A 19,640-nucleotide genomic window follows, 5' to 3' on the forward strand; every position below is an offset into this window, starting at 1 on the left:
AAGTCGAATATAAATTGAACAAATAATGAAAACTAAATCTTTATTGCTAGCAGCATTATCTTTTACTGCTGTAACCTTTGCGCAGAAAAAGGAAATCAGATCTGCAGAGAAGACTGTAGATGATGAGAACTATGCTCAAGCGCAAACTGAAATCGCCGCCGTTGAAAGTATGATGGGGGAGATGGATGAAAAAGAAAAAGAATATTACTATTTTGTAAAAGGTCGTGCGTTTTTAGGAGGTGAAAAAAATACCAACGCAGACGAACTTTTAAAAGCTATGGAAGCTTTTGCTAAGGTTTCAGAATTCAACGACGGTGATAAGTACGGTGATGAAGCAACCCAGTACAAGCAAACAGCTATGAATGCTGTTATTTCTTCGGCGGTAGATGATCAGAATGCTCAGAAATATGATGCAGCTGCAAGCAAGCTTTATAAATTATATACCTTAACTCCTAAAGACACTTCTTACTTATATTTTGCAGCATCTAACGCTGTAAATGGTCAGGATTATGATACTGCATTAGATTATTACGGGCAGTTAAAAGAGTTAGGATACACTGGTATCGAAACGAAGTATACCGCTAAAAATAAAGAAAGCGGTCAGGTAGAAAGTTTTCCTGATAAACAACAGCGTGACCTTTTTGTGAAGTCTGGTTCTCACGAAGACCCTAAGACTGAAGTAACCGAGTCTCGCTCTGGTGAAATTGCAAAAAATATCGCTTTAATTTACATCCAAGAAGGGAAGAATGAAGAAGCTCTTTCTGCAATTAAAGATGCTTTAGCTGAAAATCCAGATGACGATGCGTTAATTCGTTCTGCGGCTGATGTGTATTTAAAAATGGGAATGACAGATGAGTATGAGGCAGCATTACAAAAAGTAATTGCTAAAGATCCTAACAATCCAGGATTGTACTTTAACCTTGGTGTTGGAGCTGCAGATGCAGGAAACACTGAGAAAGCTTTGGGTTATTACAAAAAGGCATTAGAGATCGATCCTAATTACGCCGGTGCAAACCTTAACATCGCAGCGTTAATGCTTAGCCAAGATAAAGATATCATTGAGCAAATGAATTCTTTAGGAAACACTAAAGCTGATAACGATAAGTATGAAGTGCTTAAAGAAGAGCGTTTAAAGCTTTACAGAGATGCTGTTCCTTACTTAGAGAAAGCTACTTCTGGTGAGAATCCTAATATCGAAGCTGTGCGCACATTGTATAATATTCACGTTCAGTTAGGAAACACTGCTGAAGCAGATGAGTACAAAGCAAAACTTGATGCAATGCAAGGATAAACCTTACTAAGGTCATATAAATTAAAAAGTCCGATTCAATTTTGAATCGGACTTTTTTTATGCAGTTGATTTGATCTTTAGAAATCAACTCAAGAAAATACGAACTATTCGGTTCTGTCGTATTTTTCCATATAGCGTTTCCAGAGTTCTGTTTGATGAGATTCTAAACTGATGCTTCTTCCGTTAATAAAGGCGTGTGTAAGGTTGTTGCCTTTCATTTCTAAAGCATTTCCGGTGCTTACAAATAAGGTAGCATCTTTACCACTTTCTAAAGTTCCTAGCTGGTCACCAAGACCTAAGATCTCAGCACTGTTTTTAGTGATTAACTGAAGCGCGTCTTCAAAGCTTAACCCGTGTGCAGTGGTTTGTCCCGCATAAAATGGGATGTTACGGGCTTGCCAGTATTCACCACTATTACCCAAAGCTACTTTAACGCCGGCATCAACAAGTGTTTTAGCCATTTTAAAAGAGATATTGTAATCATCATCTTCGGCTTCCGGTAAGCTGTGTACGCGAGCTAAAATTACAGGCACTTCGGCTTTAGCGATAGCATCGGCTATTTTATAAGCGCGATAAGCACCTACTAGAACCAATTTTTCAATACCCATATCTTCTTTGAACTTCAACACGTCAAGAATTTCTTTTTCTGAATCTACGTGTACATACAGATTTTGACTTCCGTCTAAAACACCTTGCATCGCTGCAAAAGGTAGATTTTTAATCGAAGAATCTCCAGCTTCATAAGCTTTTGACTGACCGATAAAATCTTTGATTTGTGTAATTTCTGAAGCATAGTTTTTATCTGGACTGTAACCGGCATCTTCACCCATCCACCAGCGGCCGCGTCTAAAACTGCTAGGCCAATTAAGGTGAATACCGTCACCGCGTTTAATGGCGGCATCCTCCCAATTCCAAGCGTCTAATTGCACCACCGAAGATTCTCCGGAGATGGTTCCGCCTTGCGGAACGGTTTGAGCAATTAAGACACCATTTGGACGCATACTTTCTACAACCTTAGATTCAGCATTATAAGCGATGATCGCTTCAATATGCGGATTGTATTCGCCTATCTCATCCTGATCTTCGGTTGCGCGTACCGCTGATATTTCAACAAGCCCTAATGTAGTGTCAGGTGCGATAAAACCGGGATACACGTGCTGCCCATCAATTTTTATGATTTCACCTTTTAAGGGTCTTTTAGTAGTTGTTGCATCGTAAACACCTACGATCTTTCCATCGGTTATAAAAATCAAGCTGTTTTCAATAACCTCTCCGTTTCCTATGTGAGCAATACCACCGGTAAGTGTGATGTCACCTTTTTGAACGGGAGCAGGGGTCTGCTGTGCTTGCAGCGTAAAGACTGCAAAAAATAGTAATAAATATAATTTTTTAATGGTCTTCATATCTAGTAAAGAGTTTCTAAAGTGTCACAATCTAAACGCTGTTTTTCTTCTTTCTTAGCAGGTTGCGTTTTGAGTCCTTTGTTTTTTGCGCTAAGCATCATTGTGGTCAGCTTGTTCTTTTTAGCTTCTACTTTTTCTTTAAGTTCTTTGTCTTTATCGATGTCAAAATATACTGCGCCTTCAACCAAGGTTTTTTCAGCTACAGCACTTACAGACATCGGGTAGGTAGACCAAAGTACTAAATCAGCATCTTTACCAACTTTAATGCTTCCGGTGCGATCGTCAATATGAAGCATTTTAGCCGGATTAAGCGTTACAAATTTCCACGCTTCTTCTTCCGGAACACCGCCGTATTTCATGGTCTTTGCAGCTTCCTGATTTAATCTGCGGCTCATTTCGGCATCATCACTGTTGATTCCTGTAAGAACTCCTTGGCTCCACATAATTGCAGCATTGTATGGGATAGCATCATTTACCTCGTACTTATACGCCCACCAGTCACTAAAGGTAGAGCCGGCAACACCATGTTCTGCCATTTTATCTGCGACCTTGTAGCCTTCAAGAATGTGAGTAAACGTGTTTACATTAAAATCAAAGCTGTCAGCAACTTTCATCAACATATTGATCTCGCTTTGTACGTAAGAATGCGAAGTGATGTGACGCTCTTCGTTTAAAACATCCATTAAAGTTTCCATTTCATAATCGGTGCGGTAAGGTTCGCCACTGTTTTTCTTAGCTTCGTATTCCTTAGCTCGTTGAAAATAATCAGTAAACATTTGCTGTACTCCCATTCGCGTTTGTGGGAATCTGCTATAGCTGCCCCAGTTAGATTGTTTTACGTTTTCCCCTAAAGCAAATTTGATGAACTTGGTGTTCTCAAGAACCATCTCATCAATACTAGAGCCCCATTTTAATTTCATAACGGCAGACTGGCCACCAATTGGGTTTGCGGAACCGTGTAATAACTGAATTGTCGTCACACCACCGGCAAGATCTCTGTAGATGTCCAGATCATCAGGATTAACTGCATCGCGCATACGCACTTCTGCAGAAGAATTTTGACCAGATTCATTGATAGAGAAGGCTGCGATATGCGAGTGTTCATCTACAATTCCGCTAGTGAGGTGTTTGCCTGTAGCATCAATAACTTTGGCGCCACCGGCACTTAAGTCTTTACCTATTTTATCGATTTTTCCGTTTTTGACAAGAACGTCAGTTTCTTCTAAAATTCCGTCTTCCTCATTTGTCCATACCGTGGCATTTTTAAATAAGATGGTTTCAGCTTGAGGTTGCTCATCATAACCGTAAGCCACATTAGGATAGGTAAGCGGCATAACTTCTGGAGTTATTTCCTCTTTATCCTCTTCTTTTTCTTCTTCCTCCTCGGTTGAAGCTTTTTTAGAAATGCTAAAGGTGCTTTCTGATCCATCAAGTAATATTGCTTTCCCATTCCACGGAGTGGTGTTACTAGCCTGAGCAATTATGCGGGTGTATTCTTTTTTATCTGCATCACCAGTGAATGTGATGTTTAACCAACCGTCAGTGTATGCAATTTTTGATCCCAGCTTAGTCTCACCATCTTTTACAGTAACCGAAGGCTTTTCGGTGGATTTTGAGATCGTCACATCATAAGATTTTCCGGCGGTAGTTAACGTGTAACTTCCGTCAATATCGATCACTGAAGCATCTTTGACGATGTTTTGAGCGCCTTGCACCCAGTTTTCGTACAAGATGGTTTCTTCGTCGAAGATAGGACCTGAAGTAATTAAGAAGTTTGCCCAGGCATTCTGGTTTAGCGTTCCTAATTCTTCTGATTTTCCTAAAAGTTGTGCAGGAATTGTAGTAAGTGCGGCTAGTGCTGTTTCTTCATCCAAACCGTATTTAAATGCCTTTCTTAACATAGGGAAAAGCATATCTGGAGATTTTAGATCGTTTGTGGTAATAGCAAAAGTTAATCCTGCTTCCTGAAGTTTTGCAGGATTTGTAGGTTCCTGATTCCACTCTAGCATTTGGCTCAAGCTTACAAAACTTGCTTGATAAGGATCTTCAACATCATATGCATCTTGAAAATTTACAGGAATGATATACTGTGCGCCGGTAGCTTTGATCTCATCAATACGTTTGTATTCGTCACCACCACCAACAATGATGAATGGCACTCCGGTTTCTTGAGATAAACTGGCGATGCGCAGATCATCATAAAGACCGTCTCCATAAAAAATTTGAGGCAAATCCATATTAGCGTTTAAAGCCTCAAGTGACAGGTCGCGCGTATCAATATTACCAGCCTCATACCAGTCAGCATCCTCAAACATCTGACGGATCAGCGCTGTAGAACCCATAATAGAAGACGGGTACGACTGTTGTGAAAGATTACTCTTTTCAAATGAAAAGAACTGAGCAGAGCGCGTATCCAATAAACGTTCTGCAGTATTGCCGTCAGAATTCAAGGCTACGAGAATACCGTTTCCGCGTGCAAGGCCGTCTGCCATATGCGTACTTACCGTACCAAAACCGGCTTCGACCAAAGCTTTAGCAGCTTTATTGTCGTACTCAAATTCGTTGAGCGCATTGGTTTCGGCTCTCACGTGGTCATTCCAATAATAACCGGCGCGTGTCGCTTCGTACTGCGGACTGCGTCCACCAAAGGAACGTTCCGGAATTTTTACACCAAAACTTGAATAGGTTTCTACAAATGAAGGGTAAATGTGCTTTCCTTCTAAATCAATTACCACAGCATTTTTTGGTGCGTTGACAGATTTTCCTGCCGAAACAATTTTACCATCTTTGATCAGCAGACTTCCGCTTGAAATCGTTTTACCTGGAGAAGGATGTAAAGTGGCATTTTTAAAGAGTGTGTAGTTTGTGTTGATGGATTTAACCCCATCGTTTACCGGAAAATATTCTTGCCCTGAAACCATACAGAACACAAATAATAACCATCCGGTAAAGAATAGTTTTTTGTTCATAATTTAACTTAATTTAAGAGTCTTCCCTAAATTATAAGTTATTCTATGGCTTTAAGACTTTTTAAGAGTAATTAGGAAATTTTTAACGCTTACGGAAGCTGCGGCCTTGACTTAAAATAATTCACTAAGAGTGCGACCACGTAGCTATAGCTCTGCATTCCTGCAGGTTGATTGTTGGCTTTAAGAAATCCGCCGTAAAATTTCGCTAAAAGCGGTTCTAACGGATTTTGGTAAGCGATCCAAAAGTCGCGAGATTGCCTGTAATTCGCAAGGATGCCAGGTCTGATTTTGTTGGTAAGCAATTCGCCTGCGGCAGGATTACGCGCATAAACGTCGTTCAGACAGTAGCGTAGCGCAAAAATATATCCCGAATATTTAAAATAAGGGTCAGGATTATTTGTCGTTGCCATAACGGCTATGAAATTAGCTTCATTTTCCTTTGCAAAGCCCAATTGATGCGCTTCTTCGTGACAACTTACTAAAGGCCAGCGATGCGCGGGAAGCAGTCCATTAACCTGACTTTCTAAAGTGATGGGATTGAGGTATCCGCCAAAACCCATATAACTTAAGGGGTATCGATACAGCGAATTCTTAATGCTTTTGGGATGGTATTCCAGTTCAGGGAAATTGTCTTCTACAATAGCATAACCGTCAGGAGTTTTATCAAAAATTTCTTCTAGATTTTGCTGAAACCCGACAGGAAGACTGTCGGTAGGCTGAAGGGTTTCGTGTAAAGCATTCGCTTCTTTTATGAGTCTTTGGGTGAGGCTAATGAGCTCTTCTGTGGTGTATTCATTTTCAATATTCAATGCTTTATGTAGCGGAAGTCGGTAATAATTAAAGCCCCATAAAAAATGAAAAGCAAAGTAAATTACATTGACAAAAAGCAGTGCTTTAGTACAGAATATGCTAAGTGTTTTAAACCGGTTTTTAATGAGTTTTACCAGAGCGATGATCGCGTAAATAATGATCGCAGTATACATTACATCGCCAAAAGAAAACGGAATCCATCCAAAGAGATACCTAAAAAGCACCGAAATATATTCAAAAAGACCTGTGCTGTAATAGCGTTCTACAGCCTCAGGATATGCAGCAATCCATTTAATTCCAAAAAATTGAAGGAGTAAAATGGCAGCAAATAAAAGGAGCTTTTTAACGTTCATAGGTTAATAGGCTTGAGATTCTGCTACTACTTCTTCATTAGTAATGCTCAAATGCTTGGGTAATTTATTGTCTTTAGGTAAAACGGCTAGATATCGATCAAAATTTGAGGTATAAACCAATTTGAACTGCGGTTTTACTTTGATGTCCAGTTTGGCAATGATCTCATTAATAAATTCTTGATGGTGAATGAGATCGTTACTTCCTAAATGAAAAATACCAAACCGACTTCTATTTATGATGAAATGAATTTGCTGCGCCAGCTTACGATCTGTGGTCGTATTCATAATTAGATGCGGAAAAACTTCAATTTGCTCTTGAAGTAAAATAGCATTTTTAATAGCCCGCACACGTGGGGAATTCATCCCAAAAACCATCGGTAATCTAATGATGGCGTATTGTTCTTCCGGCAGGTAATTTAGAAAAAAATTCTCGCAGCGTATTTTAAGTTTTCCATATTTACTTTCTGATAAGGTTTTATCATACTCATAACTTGGGTAGTTCACAAAAGCATCAAAAACATTAGCCGAAGAAAGATAGATTACATAAATACCAGTGCGTTGCGCATAATCGCAAAGATCTTCGTGCGCTTCTACTTGTCCTTCAAAATCACCACGCAAAGCCGAAATTACGACTGTTGGCCGCACTTGATTCAATACTTCATAGATGCTGTCTCGAGAAACATCAAAATGAATAAAATGTTGATTGTCTGAGTAAATTCGGCCGGTGTGATAGGTGCCATAGGTGTCGTAATACCTGTGTAATTCTTTATACAAGGCACCGCCCAGGAAGCCACTGGCTCCCAAAATCAATATTTTGTGTGTATTTTGAATGAGCGTTCACGTTTTAATTAAGGTCGCTGTGTGTATCGTAGGGACCTCATTAGTGTTTTATGCTTTATAAAAAGGTAGTTTTACAACCTTTGCCGGAATGCTTTTATTGCGCACCTTGATAAAAATTTCGGTATCAGGTTTAGCATTTGAAGTTTTGACGTAACCTAAACCAATACCTTTCGATAGGGAAGGAGACATCGTTCCTGAAGTTACTACGCCAATAACATTATCATCTGCATCTACGATCTCATAATCTTTACGAGGAATACCGCGCGTTGTAAGTTCAAAGCCAACGAGCTTGCGCTCAGGACCGTTTTCTTTTTGGGCTTTTAAGGCTTCAGCATTGACAAAATCTTTGGTGAATTTTGTGATCCATCCTAAGCCTGCTTCAATAGGCGAAGTGGTATCATCAATGTCGTTTCCATAGAGGCAATAGCCCATTTCCAGACGTAAAGTATCACGAGCCGCAAGACCAATAGGCTTGATGCCAAAATCTTTTCCGGCTTCAAAAACCTTAGCCCAAAGCTGTTCTGCGTGATCGTTGTGGCAATAGATCTCAAATCCACCACTGCCGGTATATCCTGTTGCGCTGATGATCACGTGATCGATACCCGCGAACGGAGCTACTTCAAAATTGTAGAATTTGATAGCAGAAAGATCAGTCTCGGTAAGCGATTGCATAGCTTCAATTGCTTTTGGTCCTTGAATTGCTAAAAGCGAATAGTCATCAGAAATATTCTTCAGTTCAACGCCAAATTCGTTATGACTGCTGATCCATTCCCAATCTTTTTCAATATTTGAAGCGTTTACCACGAGCAAATACTCGTTTTCGCGAATGCGATAAACAATAAGATCATCTACAATTCCGCCTTCGGTATTAGGTAAGCAATTGTACTGCGCACCACCAACTTTAATTTTTGAAATATCGTTGCTACATACTTTTTGAAGCAGTTCAAGAGCTCGCTCACCAATGGCAAGAAATTCACCCATATGTGAAACGTCAAAAACGCCTACGCCGTTGCGTACGGTCTCATGTTCGGCATTTACGCCTTCGTAAGAAACCGGCATATTATAACCCGCAAACGGAACCATTTTAGCTCCTAAACTTTCATGTATTTTGGTAAGTGCAGTAGATTTCATCTGTAAATTTTAAGAGCACAAATGTATCAAAACTACACTGAAAAGCGCAGCACCTAGCTTAACAAAAACGACTTAAATTCGTCGTAATTTTTAATAGCGATCGCGTGTTTTTCTTTGTCCATAACCGCTTTGATCTGCTCAGGAATTTCAATTTCTGCATCAATCACAGGGTTCACAACAGGTAAAAACTTAACCGGATGCGCGGTTTCTAAGAAAATACCATAAGCATCAGGATGATCTTTCAAGTAATGTTTCAAACCTAAATAACCAACGGCGCCATGAGGATCTGCGATATAACCGGTTTCTGCATAAATCTTTTGCATCGCTGCCTTAGTTTCCTCGTCAGAGTATGAAAAAGAGGATAATTTCTGCGAAAGGGCTTCCAGATCGTTGTTGAATAACTTCTGAATTCTGATAAAGTTTGAAGGATCTCCCACATCCATCGCATTACTGATCGTTGCAACCGAAGGTTTTGGTTTGTATTCTCCTGTTTTTAAATATTCAGGAACGATGTCATTACTGTTTACCGAAGCCACAAAATGCTTTACCGGCATTCCTAATTTATGGGCAACCATTCCCGCACAAATATTCCCAAAGTTTCCGCTAGGTACAGAGAAAACCAATTCTTTACCTTTTGATTTTGCTTGTTTGTAAGCGAAAAGAAAATAGAATAATTGTGGCAACCAGCGCGCAATATTTATAGAGTTGGCTGAAGTTAATTTACGTTGAGAAGTGATTTCTTCATCTAAAAATGCTGTTTTTACCATGGCTTGGCAATCGTCAAAAACTCCATCAACTTCCAGTGCTGTAATATTTGCGCCCAATGTAGTTAACTGTTTTTCTTGAATATCGCTCACTTTGCCGGTTGGATACAGAATCACAACATCAACACCTTCCACATTTAGAAAACCACGAGCAACAGCACCGCCGGTATCGCCACTGGTAGCTACCAAAACCGTCACCGGTTCTTGGGTTTCTTTTTGAGCTGAAAAATAGCCCAGACAGCGTGCCATAAATCGAGCGCCTACATCTTTAAACGCCATTGTAGGGCCGTGAAAAAGTTCTAGCGTACCAATATTTTCTTCAACTTCTACAACAGGAAAGTCGAAAGAAAGCACGTCTGCAATAATATCTTTTAAGGCTTCGTCAGGAATAACCCCATCAACAAATTGACGGATTGCAGTGAATGCAATTTCGTTATTTGACAGGTTTTCTATGTTATCAAAAAACGACTGCGGAAGCGGTGTGATCGACTCGGGAAAATACAATCCTTTGTCGGGTGCAATTCCACGTACAACAGCTTCCTCTAAACCTACTTCTGGTGCTTTACCATTTAAACTATAAAAGTTCATTTTTCTATAAATATTGAATGTGTATTCGTGCTAATTAGGCAATTCCTACAGCTAGGAAATATTCCAAATCACACGAAATAAACTGTTTAATTCTTTTCTAAAATTCTGTTTCCGTGCTTTGATACGGGAGACACATAGCTATCACTACGCATATTTTTCTCTTTCAATGCTTTTTTTAATGCAAATTCAACTGCACCAGCATTTTGTAACCCTTTACTTAGTGTAAACATCGAAGGTCCGGAGCCACTAATTCCAAAAGCAATTCCGCCATTTTTTAGCGCAGTCTCTCGATAAAAATCAAAATCAGGAATAAGATTTTTACGGTATGGTTCTACCAAAACATCGGTGGCGCTAGAAGCGACCAAGTCGTAATCTTTAGTATAAAGACCGGCGATTAATCCGGCCAGATTTCCGGTTTGTTTGATTGCATTTTTGAGCGAAACTTCTTTAGGTAAAATCTCCCGAGCTTCTTTAGTTTTAATCGTTATATGCGGATGAATAATCGTCACATACAATTCTTCAGGAACCGGTACGGAAACAATTTTTAAAGGTTCGTAACCGGTTATTAATGTAAACCCACCGTAAAGACACGGCGCAACATTATCAGCATGTTCATTACCGCTGGCTACCGCTTCCCCTTTCATTCCAAATTCAGTAAGTTCAAGATTTGATAACGGCTCATCCAGAAATTGATTGATTCCAAAAACAATTCCTGAGGCACTTGCTGCGCTGCTTCCCACACCGCTGCCAAGTCTTATTTTTTTATGAATTTCCACCTCAAAACCATAATCAAGCGCTAAAGCTTCGACCATCGCTAAGCCGGCAACGCCTACTACATTTTCTTTGGCTTCAAAGGGTAACTCGGCTCCGGTGATCTCTGTGATCTTGATTCCTTTTTTTGGAACTTTACGAATTACCATTTCGTCACCCAAACCATCCAGAGCAAAACCTAAAACATCAAAACCGCAGTTTACGTTTGCAACTGTCGCCGGCGAAAAGACACGTATTTCTTTCATTATTTCGGCTTAAAAAGTGGCTGTTCTTATGATGTCTGCAAACAATCCCGAAGCGGTTACGTCACCACCTGCACCAGCACCTTTGATCTGCATAGGTTGAGTAGGGTAGCGGTCAGTAAAGAACAACACGATGTTATCTGAACCTTCAAGATTGTAAAATGGATGACCTTCAGGAATTTCTTGAAGTCCCACGCTTGCCTTGCCGTTATCAAGTTGTGCAACATATTTTAAGCGGCAGTTTTTAGCTTCAGCTTGAGCTACGAGCTTTTCGAAATGTGCTGCATCTTCTTTTAAAGTTTCAAAGAAGTGCGGAACGTCAGAACTGTTCAAGTTGTTTTCCGTTAAGAATGGTTCGTTCTCAATGTCTTCCAGATTGATTTTGAGTCCGCTTTCACGTGCTAGAATTAAAATCTTACGCGCAACATCTACACCGCTCAAATCAATACGCGGATCGGGTTCAGTAAATCCTTCGGCTTTTGCGGCTTGCACCACATCGTGGAAACTATCGCCGGATTTAAAATTGTTAAACACAAAATTCAAACTTCCCGATAATACCGCCTGAATGCGATTTACACGATCTCCTGAAGCAATAAGGTTGTTTAAGGTGTCGATTATAGGCAGTCCTGCACCTACGTTAGTTTCAAACAATAAGGGTGCATTATAGGCTTTACTTAAGCGTTTCAGCTCGCTATAATTTTTGAAATCAGAAGCAGCAGCGATCTTGTTACAGGCTACTACAGCAACACTTTGTTTTAAGTATTTCCCGTACATATCGGCTACATCAGCGTTAGCGGTGATATCCACAAAGATGCTGTTTCGTTGATTAAGCTCAACCACGTGATCTAGAAAGCCATCTAGTGTCGCAGGTTCTCCTGCGTCTAAAAGTGCGCTCCAGTTTTGCAAGTCGATCCCGCTTTCATCCACAAGCATTTTGCGAGAATTGCTCAATCCCAGCACACGCATATTGATGTTAAGCTGTTTCTTTAGGTACTCTTGCTGTTGTTGAATTTGGTTCAGCAGTTTTTCACCTACATTTCCAACTCCCGTTATGAATAAGTTCAATTGCTTGCGTTGCGCTTCAAAGAAACGCTCATGAAGGCTGTTTAAGGCCTTTTTAACGTCTTTTTGAGCGATCACTGCAGAAATATTCTTCTCACTCGCTCCTTGAGCAATAGCACGAATGTTTACGTTGTTTTTACCAAGCGTACTGAACATTTTACCGCTGATGCCCTGATGGCTTTTCATTTGATCGCCAACAAGTGCAATAATACTCAAACCGATCTCGATCGTTAACGGATCGATTTTGTTCAGAGAAATTTCATATTCAAATTCTTCGTCAATAGCATTTTTAGCTTTGCCGGCATCGTCTTCCATAACCCCTAAACAAATGCTGTGTTCGCTAGAAGCTTGCGTGATCAAGATGATGTTGATTCCCTGATTGCTTAAGGTTTCAAACAAACGCTTACTGATACCGGGAATTCCGACCATTCCGCCACCTTCGAGGGTGAGTAAAGCCACATTACTGATATTGCTTAAGCCCTTGATAGGATTTGTGCTTTGTCCGTTTTGGTTGTGAATAAGCGTTCCGGGTTCTTCGGGTTGCAAAGTATTTTTAATGCGTATGGGGATGTTTTTACTCATCACCGGTACGATAGTAGGCGGATACAACACTTTGGCGCCAAAGTGAGAAAGCTCCATTGCTTCGTGATACGAAATACTTTCAATAGGTTTTGCCTGCTTGACCATTTTAGGGTTAGCGGTGTACATACCACTCACATCAGTATAGATTTCTACTTGATCTACATCAAGCGCTGCAGCAACGATCGCAGCAGTAAAATCAGAACCACCACGACCTAAGGTTGTAGTATCACCATTTGCTGTACTGGCAATAAAACCAGGTAGCACGGTGATCTTTTGTTTAGCTTTAGTAAAATAATATTCAATTTGACTGTTGGTCACTTTATAATTTACTCCGGCTTTGGTGTGTTTATCGTTGGTTGTGATCAAGTCTCGGCTGTCTTTTCGCACAGCATCTAAACCTTGCGCATACATCGCACGCGCAATGATAGAAGAAGATAAAATTTCGCCGTAGGCTAATAATTTATCAACGGTTTTTGGAGAAAGTTCATTGATCAAGTAAATGCCTTGTAAAAGAGACTCAAGGCTTTTGAGTAAATTTTTGATCTCGTCTAAGGCCTCATCGCTATCAGGAATAAGCGTTCGTGTAAATTCAATATGCTTGGCTTCGATGTCTTTAAAGGCAGTGTTGTAATCGTCCTTATTGCTGGCATCGGTTCCCGCTTGCATAAGTAAGTCGGTAATTCCGCCTAGCGCAGAAACTACAATGGCTATATGTTGATCTTGAGCACCGTTTTTTACGATGTTGATGACTTGATTTATGTTTGCGACGCTTCCTACTGAAGTACCGCCAAATTTTAAAACACGCATGGCTTTAGTGTTTGAAATGAGTTTTTATAAAAATAAGTTGCTTGTCGTGTAAACACGAGATGTACCGAAGTTATATGTTAAAAGAATACCCCAAAGGGGTAATAATAATGAAAGCAATCGCAAGACCTGTGGTCGCGATGGTAGAAGTGGTAATGGTGTTAATTGCTTTCATTTTCTGCTTAACTGTTGCTTTCAAAAGTATTATTTTTACCCATAATCACAAGCCAGATTATTGATTTTTGAGGATAATTCAAGGAAAACTTTTTTTATCAAGAAATCACTAATTAAATAGAAATCAAAGGCTTTTCCTTACGAATATTCTAAACCCGAAATTATTCCCGATGAAAATATTAAGCAAAGAGCAAGTTTATCAAGCAGATAAAGCAACTGAGAATGCCGAGAACATTCCTTCTTATAATCTGATGGAGCGTGCCGGCGGTTATGCATTTGAGTTTATGCACCAGCGGCTTCAAGGCCAACCGGTACCGGTTAAAATCTTTTGCGGAATAGGAAATAATGGAGGTGATGGTCTGGTGATCGCAAGATATTTTGTTGAGCATCAGTATCCGGTAGATGTGTATGTGGTGAATTACAGCGACAACCGAAGCAAAGATTTTCTATTGGCATTAGAAGAGCTCAAAAAAGTAACCCGAAAATGGCCTCAAGTATTAAAATCAGAAGACGACCTGCCTCAGATAAACAGAGAAGACCTTGTGGTGGATTGCATTTTTGGTATAGGTATTAATCGGCCCGCACCTAAATGGGTGCAGCAGCTGTTTGTGAATATTAACCAAAGTGGAGCTTATACGGTAGCCATTGATGTGCCATCTGGGATGGGCGTTGATGTTTATATCAAGGATTCTGAAGTGATCAAGCCTACCATCGTCTTGTCTTTTCAGACGCCTAAGCTTGCCTTTTTTCTTCCGCAAAGCGGAAAATACATCAACAATTGGACGGTGCTAGATATCGGTTTAGATCGAAACTTTATGAATTCGGTGCAGACACAAGCTCAATTGATAGATAAAGCCGAAGCGCAACAAATGTATAAACCGCGTACTAAATTTAGTCATAAAGGTACCTACGGCCACGCATTGCTGATCGCCGGGAGTTATGGCAAAACAGGTGCTGCGGTGTTGAGTTGTAAAGGCGCTTTGAGTGCAGGAGCAGGTCTCGTGACTGCTTACACAACACAGCAGGGCTTGCCTATTTTACAATCGAGTTTGCCGGAGGCAATGGTTTTGGCTGACAGATATAACGGGAAATACCTAGAAGAAATTCAATTTGATCTTGCTCCTACGGTTATAGGAGTTGGTCCCGGATTAGGGACAGAAAAGATAACTCAGCAAGCTTTAAAAACATTTTTAAAGGCAAATAAAACCCCACTTGTTGTTGATGCTGACGCCTTAAATATATTATCAAAAAATCAAGAATTCTTAGAGTTTTTACCGAAGTATAGCGTGCTTACACCGCATCCTAAAGAGCTAGAACGCTTAATAGGTGCGTCGGAAGATGATTTTGAAAAGTTGAAAAAAGCCGAAGCATTCAGCAAAAAATACAATTGCGTTTTAGTGCTAAAGGATGCGCATACCATTACCGTTTTTGATGGAAAGTATTACGTAAATAACACCGGGAATCCCGGACTCGCAACCGGTGGAAGTGGGGATGTTCTTACGGGTATTATTACAGGATTGATGGCTCAGGGCTATGATGCTTTGACTGCGGCAATTTTTGGCGTGTATTTACACGGGAAAGCAGCCGATATCGCGATAAACCACACAGCTTATGAGGGCTTGACCGCAAGTATGATCACAGAATTTTTAGGTCAGGCGTATCTTAATCTTTTTGCCCAGCCTGCGCAAAAGCAGTAGTTGTGCAGTGAAAAGTGAAATTCTTGGATGACTCTTATCTAAAGTTATTTTTTAAATAAAAAGCCTAATCCCATTCTGGAAAGCATCTTTTTTTCAAACGCATAGAAAAAAGAATACATACCAAAAATCCAGGCAACGATAAGCAATAAAACCTGATACAGCGGAAAAATAATAATTATACGTAGCGGCCAGTAAATCCATCCGGAGATCGAATCGCTTCCTAGTCCTAAGGCTTGCATAACCGGGCTAGAGATGCGGCCGGCGGTAGACCCTGTAATGGCAAATACGATGAATGCAGCAATGAACTGCCAACGGTAGTCTAAAATCCAGCGGTTTTTAAGTTTTTTAAAGCAATATAAGCTTAGTTTTATTATAAGATACGTAAGCACCAAAGTGAGTATCACCAAATACACCGTCTGTAAGGCTCCGGGTTCAAGAAAGAAATCCAATCTTCGGGCGATCAGAATTCCGCAGGCTAATGAAAGAATAATGCCTAAAATAGGATAAATAAGTTGCCAGTTCTGGTTGATTTCCCAGTGTTCCTTGAATTTTTTCACGCGTCAAATATACTATTTAGAACTAAGATAAATAGTAAAAACTTAAATACGTGTTGGTACGCTAAAACGCTGGTTATACTTACGGCAGAAGTACACGAAGTAATAATATAGTTTATAATTTACCTCATAGCCGTAATCTACAGAGCTGTTATAATCTATTTGTTGTGGGTATAAATTGTTATTGTATCTAAAAGGTTGCAATACCCGTTGGTTGTATTCAGGAACAATAAACCGATTTTTATTTTCCAGATAATTTTGAGAATAATAGCCTTCTGGTCGCGCGATAGAATTTAAAAAAGCATTGTAACCGGGTTCAATAATAATGATCTCATATTCGAGGCTGTCGTTTGCAATGCGCACCGTATCGTTTGAAGTGCTCAGTGGATCGCTTGTTTCAAGCTTTTTTTCTCCCTGAGAAGATGCGCAGCCATAAATGACAAGAAGGGCTATAAAGACGTAAATTAAATTTTTCATACCAGCTTTTCTTTTAAAGCTACAAAACTCCTGCCAGATATTTGTCTTTAATTTTGATGTGAACTAAAATATACTTCTCTCAACGCGTGTTTTATAGATCCCATCCAACTCCTATTTTTCGGCATAAAAAAAGCCGCTTATTCAAAGCGGCTCCGTAATTGATTTAAGCTGAAACTATTTACCGAAAAGTCCACCGAGCATTCCGCCTAGGCCGCCTTTTTTCTTATTTGAACCTAAAACCATATCTGCTACATCGTCTAGAACGCTGCCGTCACCATCTGAGTCTATAAGAGATTCAATCAGGCTTTGGTTTTCTTTAGGTTGTCCGCCTAACATACTGCCTAAAATACCTGTAAGACCATCCTGATCTTGAATATTGTTTTCTTTAGTTTGTTTCCCAATAATGCCGAGTAGGATAGGAGCAGCGATCTTCAGAATCTGGGCTACCGTACCGGCATCAAGACCTGTTTTGGTGCTCAAAGCATTTTCGATCATGGGTTGTTTTCCGCCCAAGACGTGGCCCAAAATACCTGCACCATCCTTAATTACATTCTGATCTACGCTTCCGCCGCCAAGAATACTTCCTAAATTATCAAGGATACTCCCGTCGTGTTTTCCGCTTAAAGCACCCATAAGTCCGGATGCGCCTTCTTGCGAAGAAGCATTCTTTTTCATCGCGCCTAAAAGTAAGGGCATCGCCATACTCAGCACATCTGCGGTTTTGCTTTCTGATGCTCCGGTCTGAGCACTGGCACCGCTTATCAATTGTTTTCCTAAGTCGCTATTTAATAAATCTAGTAAGCCTGACATTATAAATGAGTTTTTGTTAATACTTTAAATTTAGTTACATGTTTTGAATTCTTTAACTTTTTTCCATAAAAAAAGCCGAATAACTATTCGGCTTTGATAGGCTATGTGTCTGAACGACTATGCTTTTAAGATCGAAGAAATCTGTTCGGCAAGTTCAACACCTATACGATCCTGAGCTTCATTGGTCGCTGCCCCAATGTGCGGAGACAATGAAATTTTAGGATGCATTAAAATTTTGATTTCCGGCTTTGGCTCGCTCTCAAAAACGTCAAGAGCAGCAAAGGCAAGTTTACCAGAATCTAGCGCTTCAATAAGGGCCAATTCATCAATTACTCCGCCACGCGCAGCATTAACCAAAGCAGCACCGTCTTTCATTTTTTCAATTTCGGCTTTGCCAATTACATATTCCTTTTGAGCAGGAACGTGTAGGGTGATAAAGTCAGCTTCAGCAAGAACATCTTCTTTGGCTTTGCTTTCAAATTTAAATGCAACCTCCTGACCATCGAAAAAGTCTAATTTTACTTCGGCTTTTTCCATATATGGGTCAGAATAAATCACTTTCATTCCGGCGCCAAGCGCAACTTTAGCAGTAGCTTGCCCGATTCGGCCAAAACCGATGACACCTAAGGTTTTTCCGCGCAGCTCAACACCTTTTGCATATGCTTTTTTAAGTGCACCAAATTTTTCCTCGCCCTCTAACGGCATATTGCGGTTAGCATCAAAAAGGAAACGCACACCACCATATAAATGAGCAAAAACCAATTCTGCAACCGAAGCAGAAGAAGCAGCCGGTGTGTTGATCACGCTAAGACCTTTGTCTTTTGCGTATTGAACGTCAATATTATCCATACCTACACCGCCTCGACCAATTAATTTAAGGTCTGGGCACGCATCGATTAAATCTTGACGAACTTTGGTTGCGCTGCGTACAAGTAGCGCATCAACTTTATTTTCATTTATGTAATTGATAAGTTGCTCTTGCGCAACTTTTGTGGTAATTACTTCAAAACCGGCGGCTTTAAGAGCATCTACTCCGCTTTGAGAAATACCATCATTTGCTAAAACTTTCATGTTTTAAAAATTTATATTATTTGGATTGGTTTGGTTAAGCTTTGCGCTCTAATTCGCTCATTACATCAACCAGAACACCAACGCTGTTTAGCGGTAACGCATTGTACATAGAAGCACGATAACCACCAACGCTTCGGTGACCGTTAAGACCATTAATACCTGCTTCTTTAAGCATCGTATCAAAGGTTTCTTTAAGATTGTCTTCTGTTAGATTAAACGTAGCGTTCATCAGAGAGCGGTCTTCTTTTGCTGCATACCCTTTAAATAATGGGTTAAGGTCTATTTCAGAATATAAAAGCGTAGCCTTTTTCTCGTTTTTTTCAGCAGCAGCACTGATACCTCCCTTAGCCTTCATAGCACGAAGTGTAAGCATCGAAACATATACCGCAAAAACCGGTGGCGTGTTAAACATACTTCCTTTAGATACGTGCGTAGCATAGCTAAGCATACTAGGAATCTGGCGTGTTACTTTACCTAAAATATCTTCCTTCACGACAACAAGTGTAGTACCTGCAGGACCCATATTTTTCTGAGCTCCAGCATATATAAGATCAAACTTTGAAAAATCGATCTCACGAGAGAAAATATCACTACTCATATCAGCCACTAGCGGTACATCTGTAGTAGGAATATCTTTGATCTGGGTTCCGAATATGGTATTGTTGGTTGTAAGATGTAGATAATCTAGATCTTTAGGAACATCAAAACCTTTAGGGATGTAATTGTAATTCTTGTCTTTTGAACTTGCAACTTCAACGACTTCGCCAAAGATCTTAGCTTCTTTGATCGCTTTATCACTCCACGTTCCTGTATTAATGTAACCTGCTTTGTTCTCGAGTAAGTTGTATGCGGTCATTACAAACTGCATACTTGCACCACCTTGTAGAAAAAGAGCTTTATATCCTTTTCCTTCAAGTCCCAAAAGTTCAAGAGCAAGCTCACGTGCTTCTTCCATCACATCAACAAAATCCTTACTTCTATGGGAGATTTCTAAAATAGAAAGATCGAGGTTATTAAAATTTAAAACGGCTTCAGAGGCTTGTTTAAAAACTTCCTGTGGAAGAATACAAGGCCCGGCACTGAAATTATGTTTTTTCATTAGATTGAATATTTGGTCTCTTTTTTGAATTTTATTCAGTTGGAAAATTACGGCTTTTCAAACAGAATGCATAAGATTCCACCTTTTATATGTGCAAGTCTTTGCGTGCTTAAAAAGACATGCAAAGATGCTTAAAACACTTGCAAAG

16 protein-coding genes are annotated in these 19,640 nt (G+C 40.0%); 2 read left to right on the plus strand and 14 right to left on the minus strand.

The window, feature by feature from the left end:
- The first annotated feature begins 25 nt into the window (after window positions 1-25).
- On the plus strand, window positions 26-1,291 hold the full coding sequence (locus LDL79_RS14250; RefSeq protein ID WP_225598183.1) for a tetratricopeptide repeat protein: 1,266 nt from the start codon (window positions 26-28) through the stop codon (window positions 1,289-1,291).
- A 104-nt stretch (window positions 1,292-1,395) separates the two neighbouring features.
- On the opposite strand, the gene LDL79_RS14255 is transcribed toward LDL79_RS14250, so the two are convergent.
- The 9 genes from LDL79_RS14255 to LDL79_RS17230 form a co-directional block, all read right to left on the minus strand.
- Window positions 1,396-2,694, minus strand: a complete 1,299-nt coding sequence (locus LDL79_RS14255) for an amidohydrolase family protein (RefSeq protein ID WP_225598184.1) — start codon at window positions 2,692-2,694, stop codon at window positions 1,396-1,398.
- A 2-nt stretch (window positions 2,695-2,696) separates the two neighbouring features.
- Window positions 2,697-5,663: an amidohydrolase family protein gene (locus tag LDL79_RS14260; protein ID WP_225598185.1), complete on the minus strand. Its 2,967-nt coding sequence runs from the start codon at window positions 5,661-5,663 to the stop codon at window positions 2,697-2,699.
- An 89-nt stretch (window positions 5,664-5,752) separates the two neighbouring features.
- On the minus strand, window positions 5,753-6,826 hold the full coding sequence (locus LDL79_RS14265; protein ID WP_225598186.1) for a DUF3810 domain-containing protein: 1,074 nt from the start codon (window positions 6,824-6,826) through the stop codon (window positions 5,753-5,755).
- A 3-nt stretch (window positions 6,827-6,829) separates the two neighbouring features.
- The gene (locus LDL79_RS14270) at window positions 6,830-7,636 is read right to left on the minus strand and encodes a sugar nucleotide-binding protein (RefSeq protein ID WP_225598187.1); all 807 of its coding nucleotides are present in this window, start codon (window positions 7,634-7,636) and stop codon (window positions 6,830-6,832) included.
- Window positions 7,637-7,714: 78 nt separating this feature from the next.
- Window positions 7,715-8,797 carry a glycine cleavage system aminomethyltransferase GcvT gene (gcvT, locus tag LDL79_RS14275; protein ID WP_225598188.1) on the minus strand — a complete coding sequence of 361 codons (1,083 nt, stop codon included), beginning with the start codon at window positions 8,795-8,797 and terminating at the stop codon, window positions 7,715-7,717.
- Between the two features lie 53 nt (window positions 8,798-8,850).
- Complete coding sequence (thrC, locus tag LDL79_RS14280; RefSeq protein WP_225598189.1) at window positions 8,851-10,149, minus strand: threonine synthase; 1,299 nt, start codon at window positions 10,147-10,149, stop codon at window positions 8,851-8,853.
- 86 nt (window positions 10,150-10,235) lie between these two features.
- Window positions 10,236-11,165, minus strand: coding sequence for a homoserine kinase (locus LDL79_RS14285; protein ID WP_225598190.1), 930 nt, complete (start codon window positions 11,163-11,165; stop codon window positions 10,236-10,238).
- 9 nt (window positions 11,166-11,174) lie between these two features.
- Window positions 11,175-13,613 (minus strand): bifunctional aspartate kinase/homoserine dehydrogenase I, encoded by a 2,439-nt coding sequence (gene thrA, locus LDL79_RS14290; protein ID WP_225598191.1) that lies wholly within the window; start codon window positions 13,611-13,613, stop codon window positions 11,175-11,177.
- A gap of 70 nt (window positions 13,614-13,683) precedes the next feature.
- The gene (locus tag LDL79_RS17230) at window positions 13,684-13,809 is read right to left on the minus strand and encodes a hypothetical protein (RefSeq protein WP_262903804.1); all 126 of its coding nucleotides are present in this window, start codon (window positions 13,807-13,809) and stop codon (window positions 13,684-13,686) included.
- A 145-nt stretch (window positions 13,810-13,954) separates the two neighbouring features.
- Here LDL79_RS17230 and LDL79_RS14295 point away from each other — a divergent pair, with 145 nt between their 5' ends.
- Complete coding sequence (locus tag LDL79_RS14295; protein ID WP_225598192.1) at window positions 13,955-15,481, plus strand: NAD(P)H-hydrate dehydratase; 1,527 nt, start codon at window positions 13,955-13,957, stop codon at window positions 15,479-15,481.
- A gap of 44 nt (window positions 15,482-15,525) precedes the next feature.
- Here the strand turns inward: LDL79_RS14295 and LDL79_RS14300 are convergent, their stop codons facing one another.
- The 5 genes from LDL79_RS14300 to serC form a co-directional block, all read right to left on the minus strand.
- Window positions 15,526-16,038: a DUF6787 family protein gene (locus LDL79_RS14300; protein ID WP_225598193.1), complete on the minus strand. Its 513-nt coding sequence runs from the start codon at window positions 16,036-16,038 to the stop codon at window positions 15,526-15,528.
- Between the two features lie 42 nt (window positions 16,039-16,080).
- Complete coding sequence (locus LDL79_RS14305) at window positions 16,081-16,512, minus strand: DUF6146 family protein (protein WP_225598194.1); 432 nt, start codon at window positions 16,510-16,512, stop codon at window positions 16,081-16,083.
- 174 nt (window positions 16,513-16,686) lie between these two features.
- Window positions 16,687-17,322: a DUF937 domain-containing protein gene (locus tag LDL79_RS14310; RefSeq protein ID WP_225598195.1), complete on the minus strand. Its 636-nt coding sequence runs from the start codon at window positions 17,320-17,322 to the stop codon at window positions 16,687-16,689.
- Between the two features lie 117 nt (window positions 17,323-17,439).
- Entirely contained in the window at window positions 17,440-18,393 is a 954-nt protein-coding gene (locus LDL79_RS14315; protein ID WP_072979448.1) for a D-2-hydroxyacid dehydrogenase, read from the minus strand.
- 34 nt (window positions 18,394-18,427) lie between these two features.
- A complete protein-coding gene (gene serC / locus LDL79_RS14320) occupies window positions 18,428-19,492 on the minus strand; it encodes a 3-phosphoserine/phosphohydroxythreonine transaminase (protein ID WP_225598196.1) in 1,065 nt (354 codons plus the stop codon).
- Window positions 19,493-19,640 lie beyond the last annotated feature (148 nt).

The organism is Leeuwenhoekiella palythoae, from assembly GCF_020310025.1.
In the GTDB taxonomy this organism is placed as follows: domain Bacteria; phylum Bacteroidota; class Bacteroidia; order Flavobacteriales; family Flavobacteriaceae; genus Leeuwenhoekiella; species Leeuwenhoekiella palythoae.

Excerpts from the sequence above, each read along its gene's own strand:
- gcvT (WP_225598188.1), bottom strand. The coding sequence starts at position 8,797 with ATGAAATCTACTGCACTTACCAAAATACATGAAAGTTTAGGAGCTAAA.
- LDL79_RS14250 (WP_225598183.1), top strand. The coding sequence starts at position 26 with ATGAAAACTAAATCTTTATTGCTAGCAGCATTATCTTTTACTGCTGTA.
- LDL79_RS14295 (WP_225598192.1), top strand. The coding sequence starts at position 13,955 with ATGAAAATATTAAGCAAAGAGCAAGTTTATCAAGCAGATAAAGCAACT.
- LDL79_RS14305 (WP_225598194.1), bottom strand. The coding sequence starts at position 16,512 with ATGAAAAATTTAATTTACGTCTTTATAGCCCTTCTTGTCATTTATGGC.
- thrA (WP_225598191.1), bottom strand. The coding sequence starts at position 13,613 with ATGCGTGTTTTAAAATTTGGCGGTACTTCAGTAGGAAGCGTCGCAAAC.
- LDL79_RS14255 (WP_225598184.1), bottom strand. The coding sequence starts at position 2,694 with ATGAAGACCATTAAAAAATTATATTTATTACTATTTTTTGCAGTCTTT.
- LDL79_RS14265 (WP_225598186.1), bottom strand. The coding sequence starts at position 6,826 with ATGAACGTTAAAAAGCTCCTTTTATTTGCTGCCATTTTACTCCTTCAA.
- serC (WP_225598196.1), bottom strand. The coding sequence starts at position 19,492 with ATGAAAAAACATAATTTCAGTGCCGGGCCTTGTATTCTTCCACAGGAA.
- LDL79_RS14315 (WP_072979448.1), bottom strand. The coding sequence starts at position 18,393 with ATGAAAGTTTTAGCAAATGATGGTATTTCTCAAAGCGGAGTAGATGCT.
- LDL79_RS14260 (WP_225598185.1), bottom strand. The coding sequence starts at position 5,663 with ATGAACAAAAAACTATTCTTTACCGGATGGTTATTATTTGTGTTCTGT.
- LDL79_RS14310 (WP_225598195.1), bottom strand. The coding sequence starts at position 17,322 with ATGTCAGGCTTACTAGATTTATTAAATAGCGACTTAGGAAAACAATTG.
- LDL79_RS14285 (WP_225598190.1), bottom strand. The coding sequence starts at position 11,165 with ATGAAAGAAATACGTGTCTTTTCGCCGGCGACAGTTGCAAACGTAAAC.
- thrC (WP_225598189.1), bottom strand. The coding sequence starts at position 10,149 with ATGAACTTTTATAGTTTAAATGGTAAAGCACCAGAAGTAGGTTTAGAG.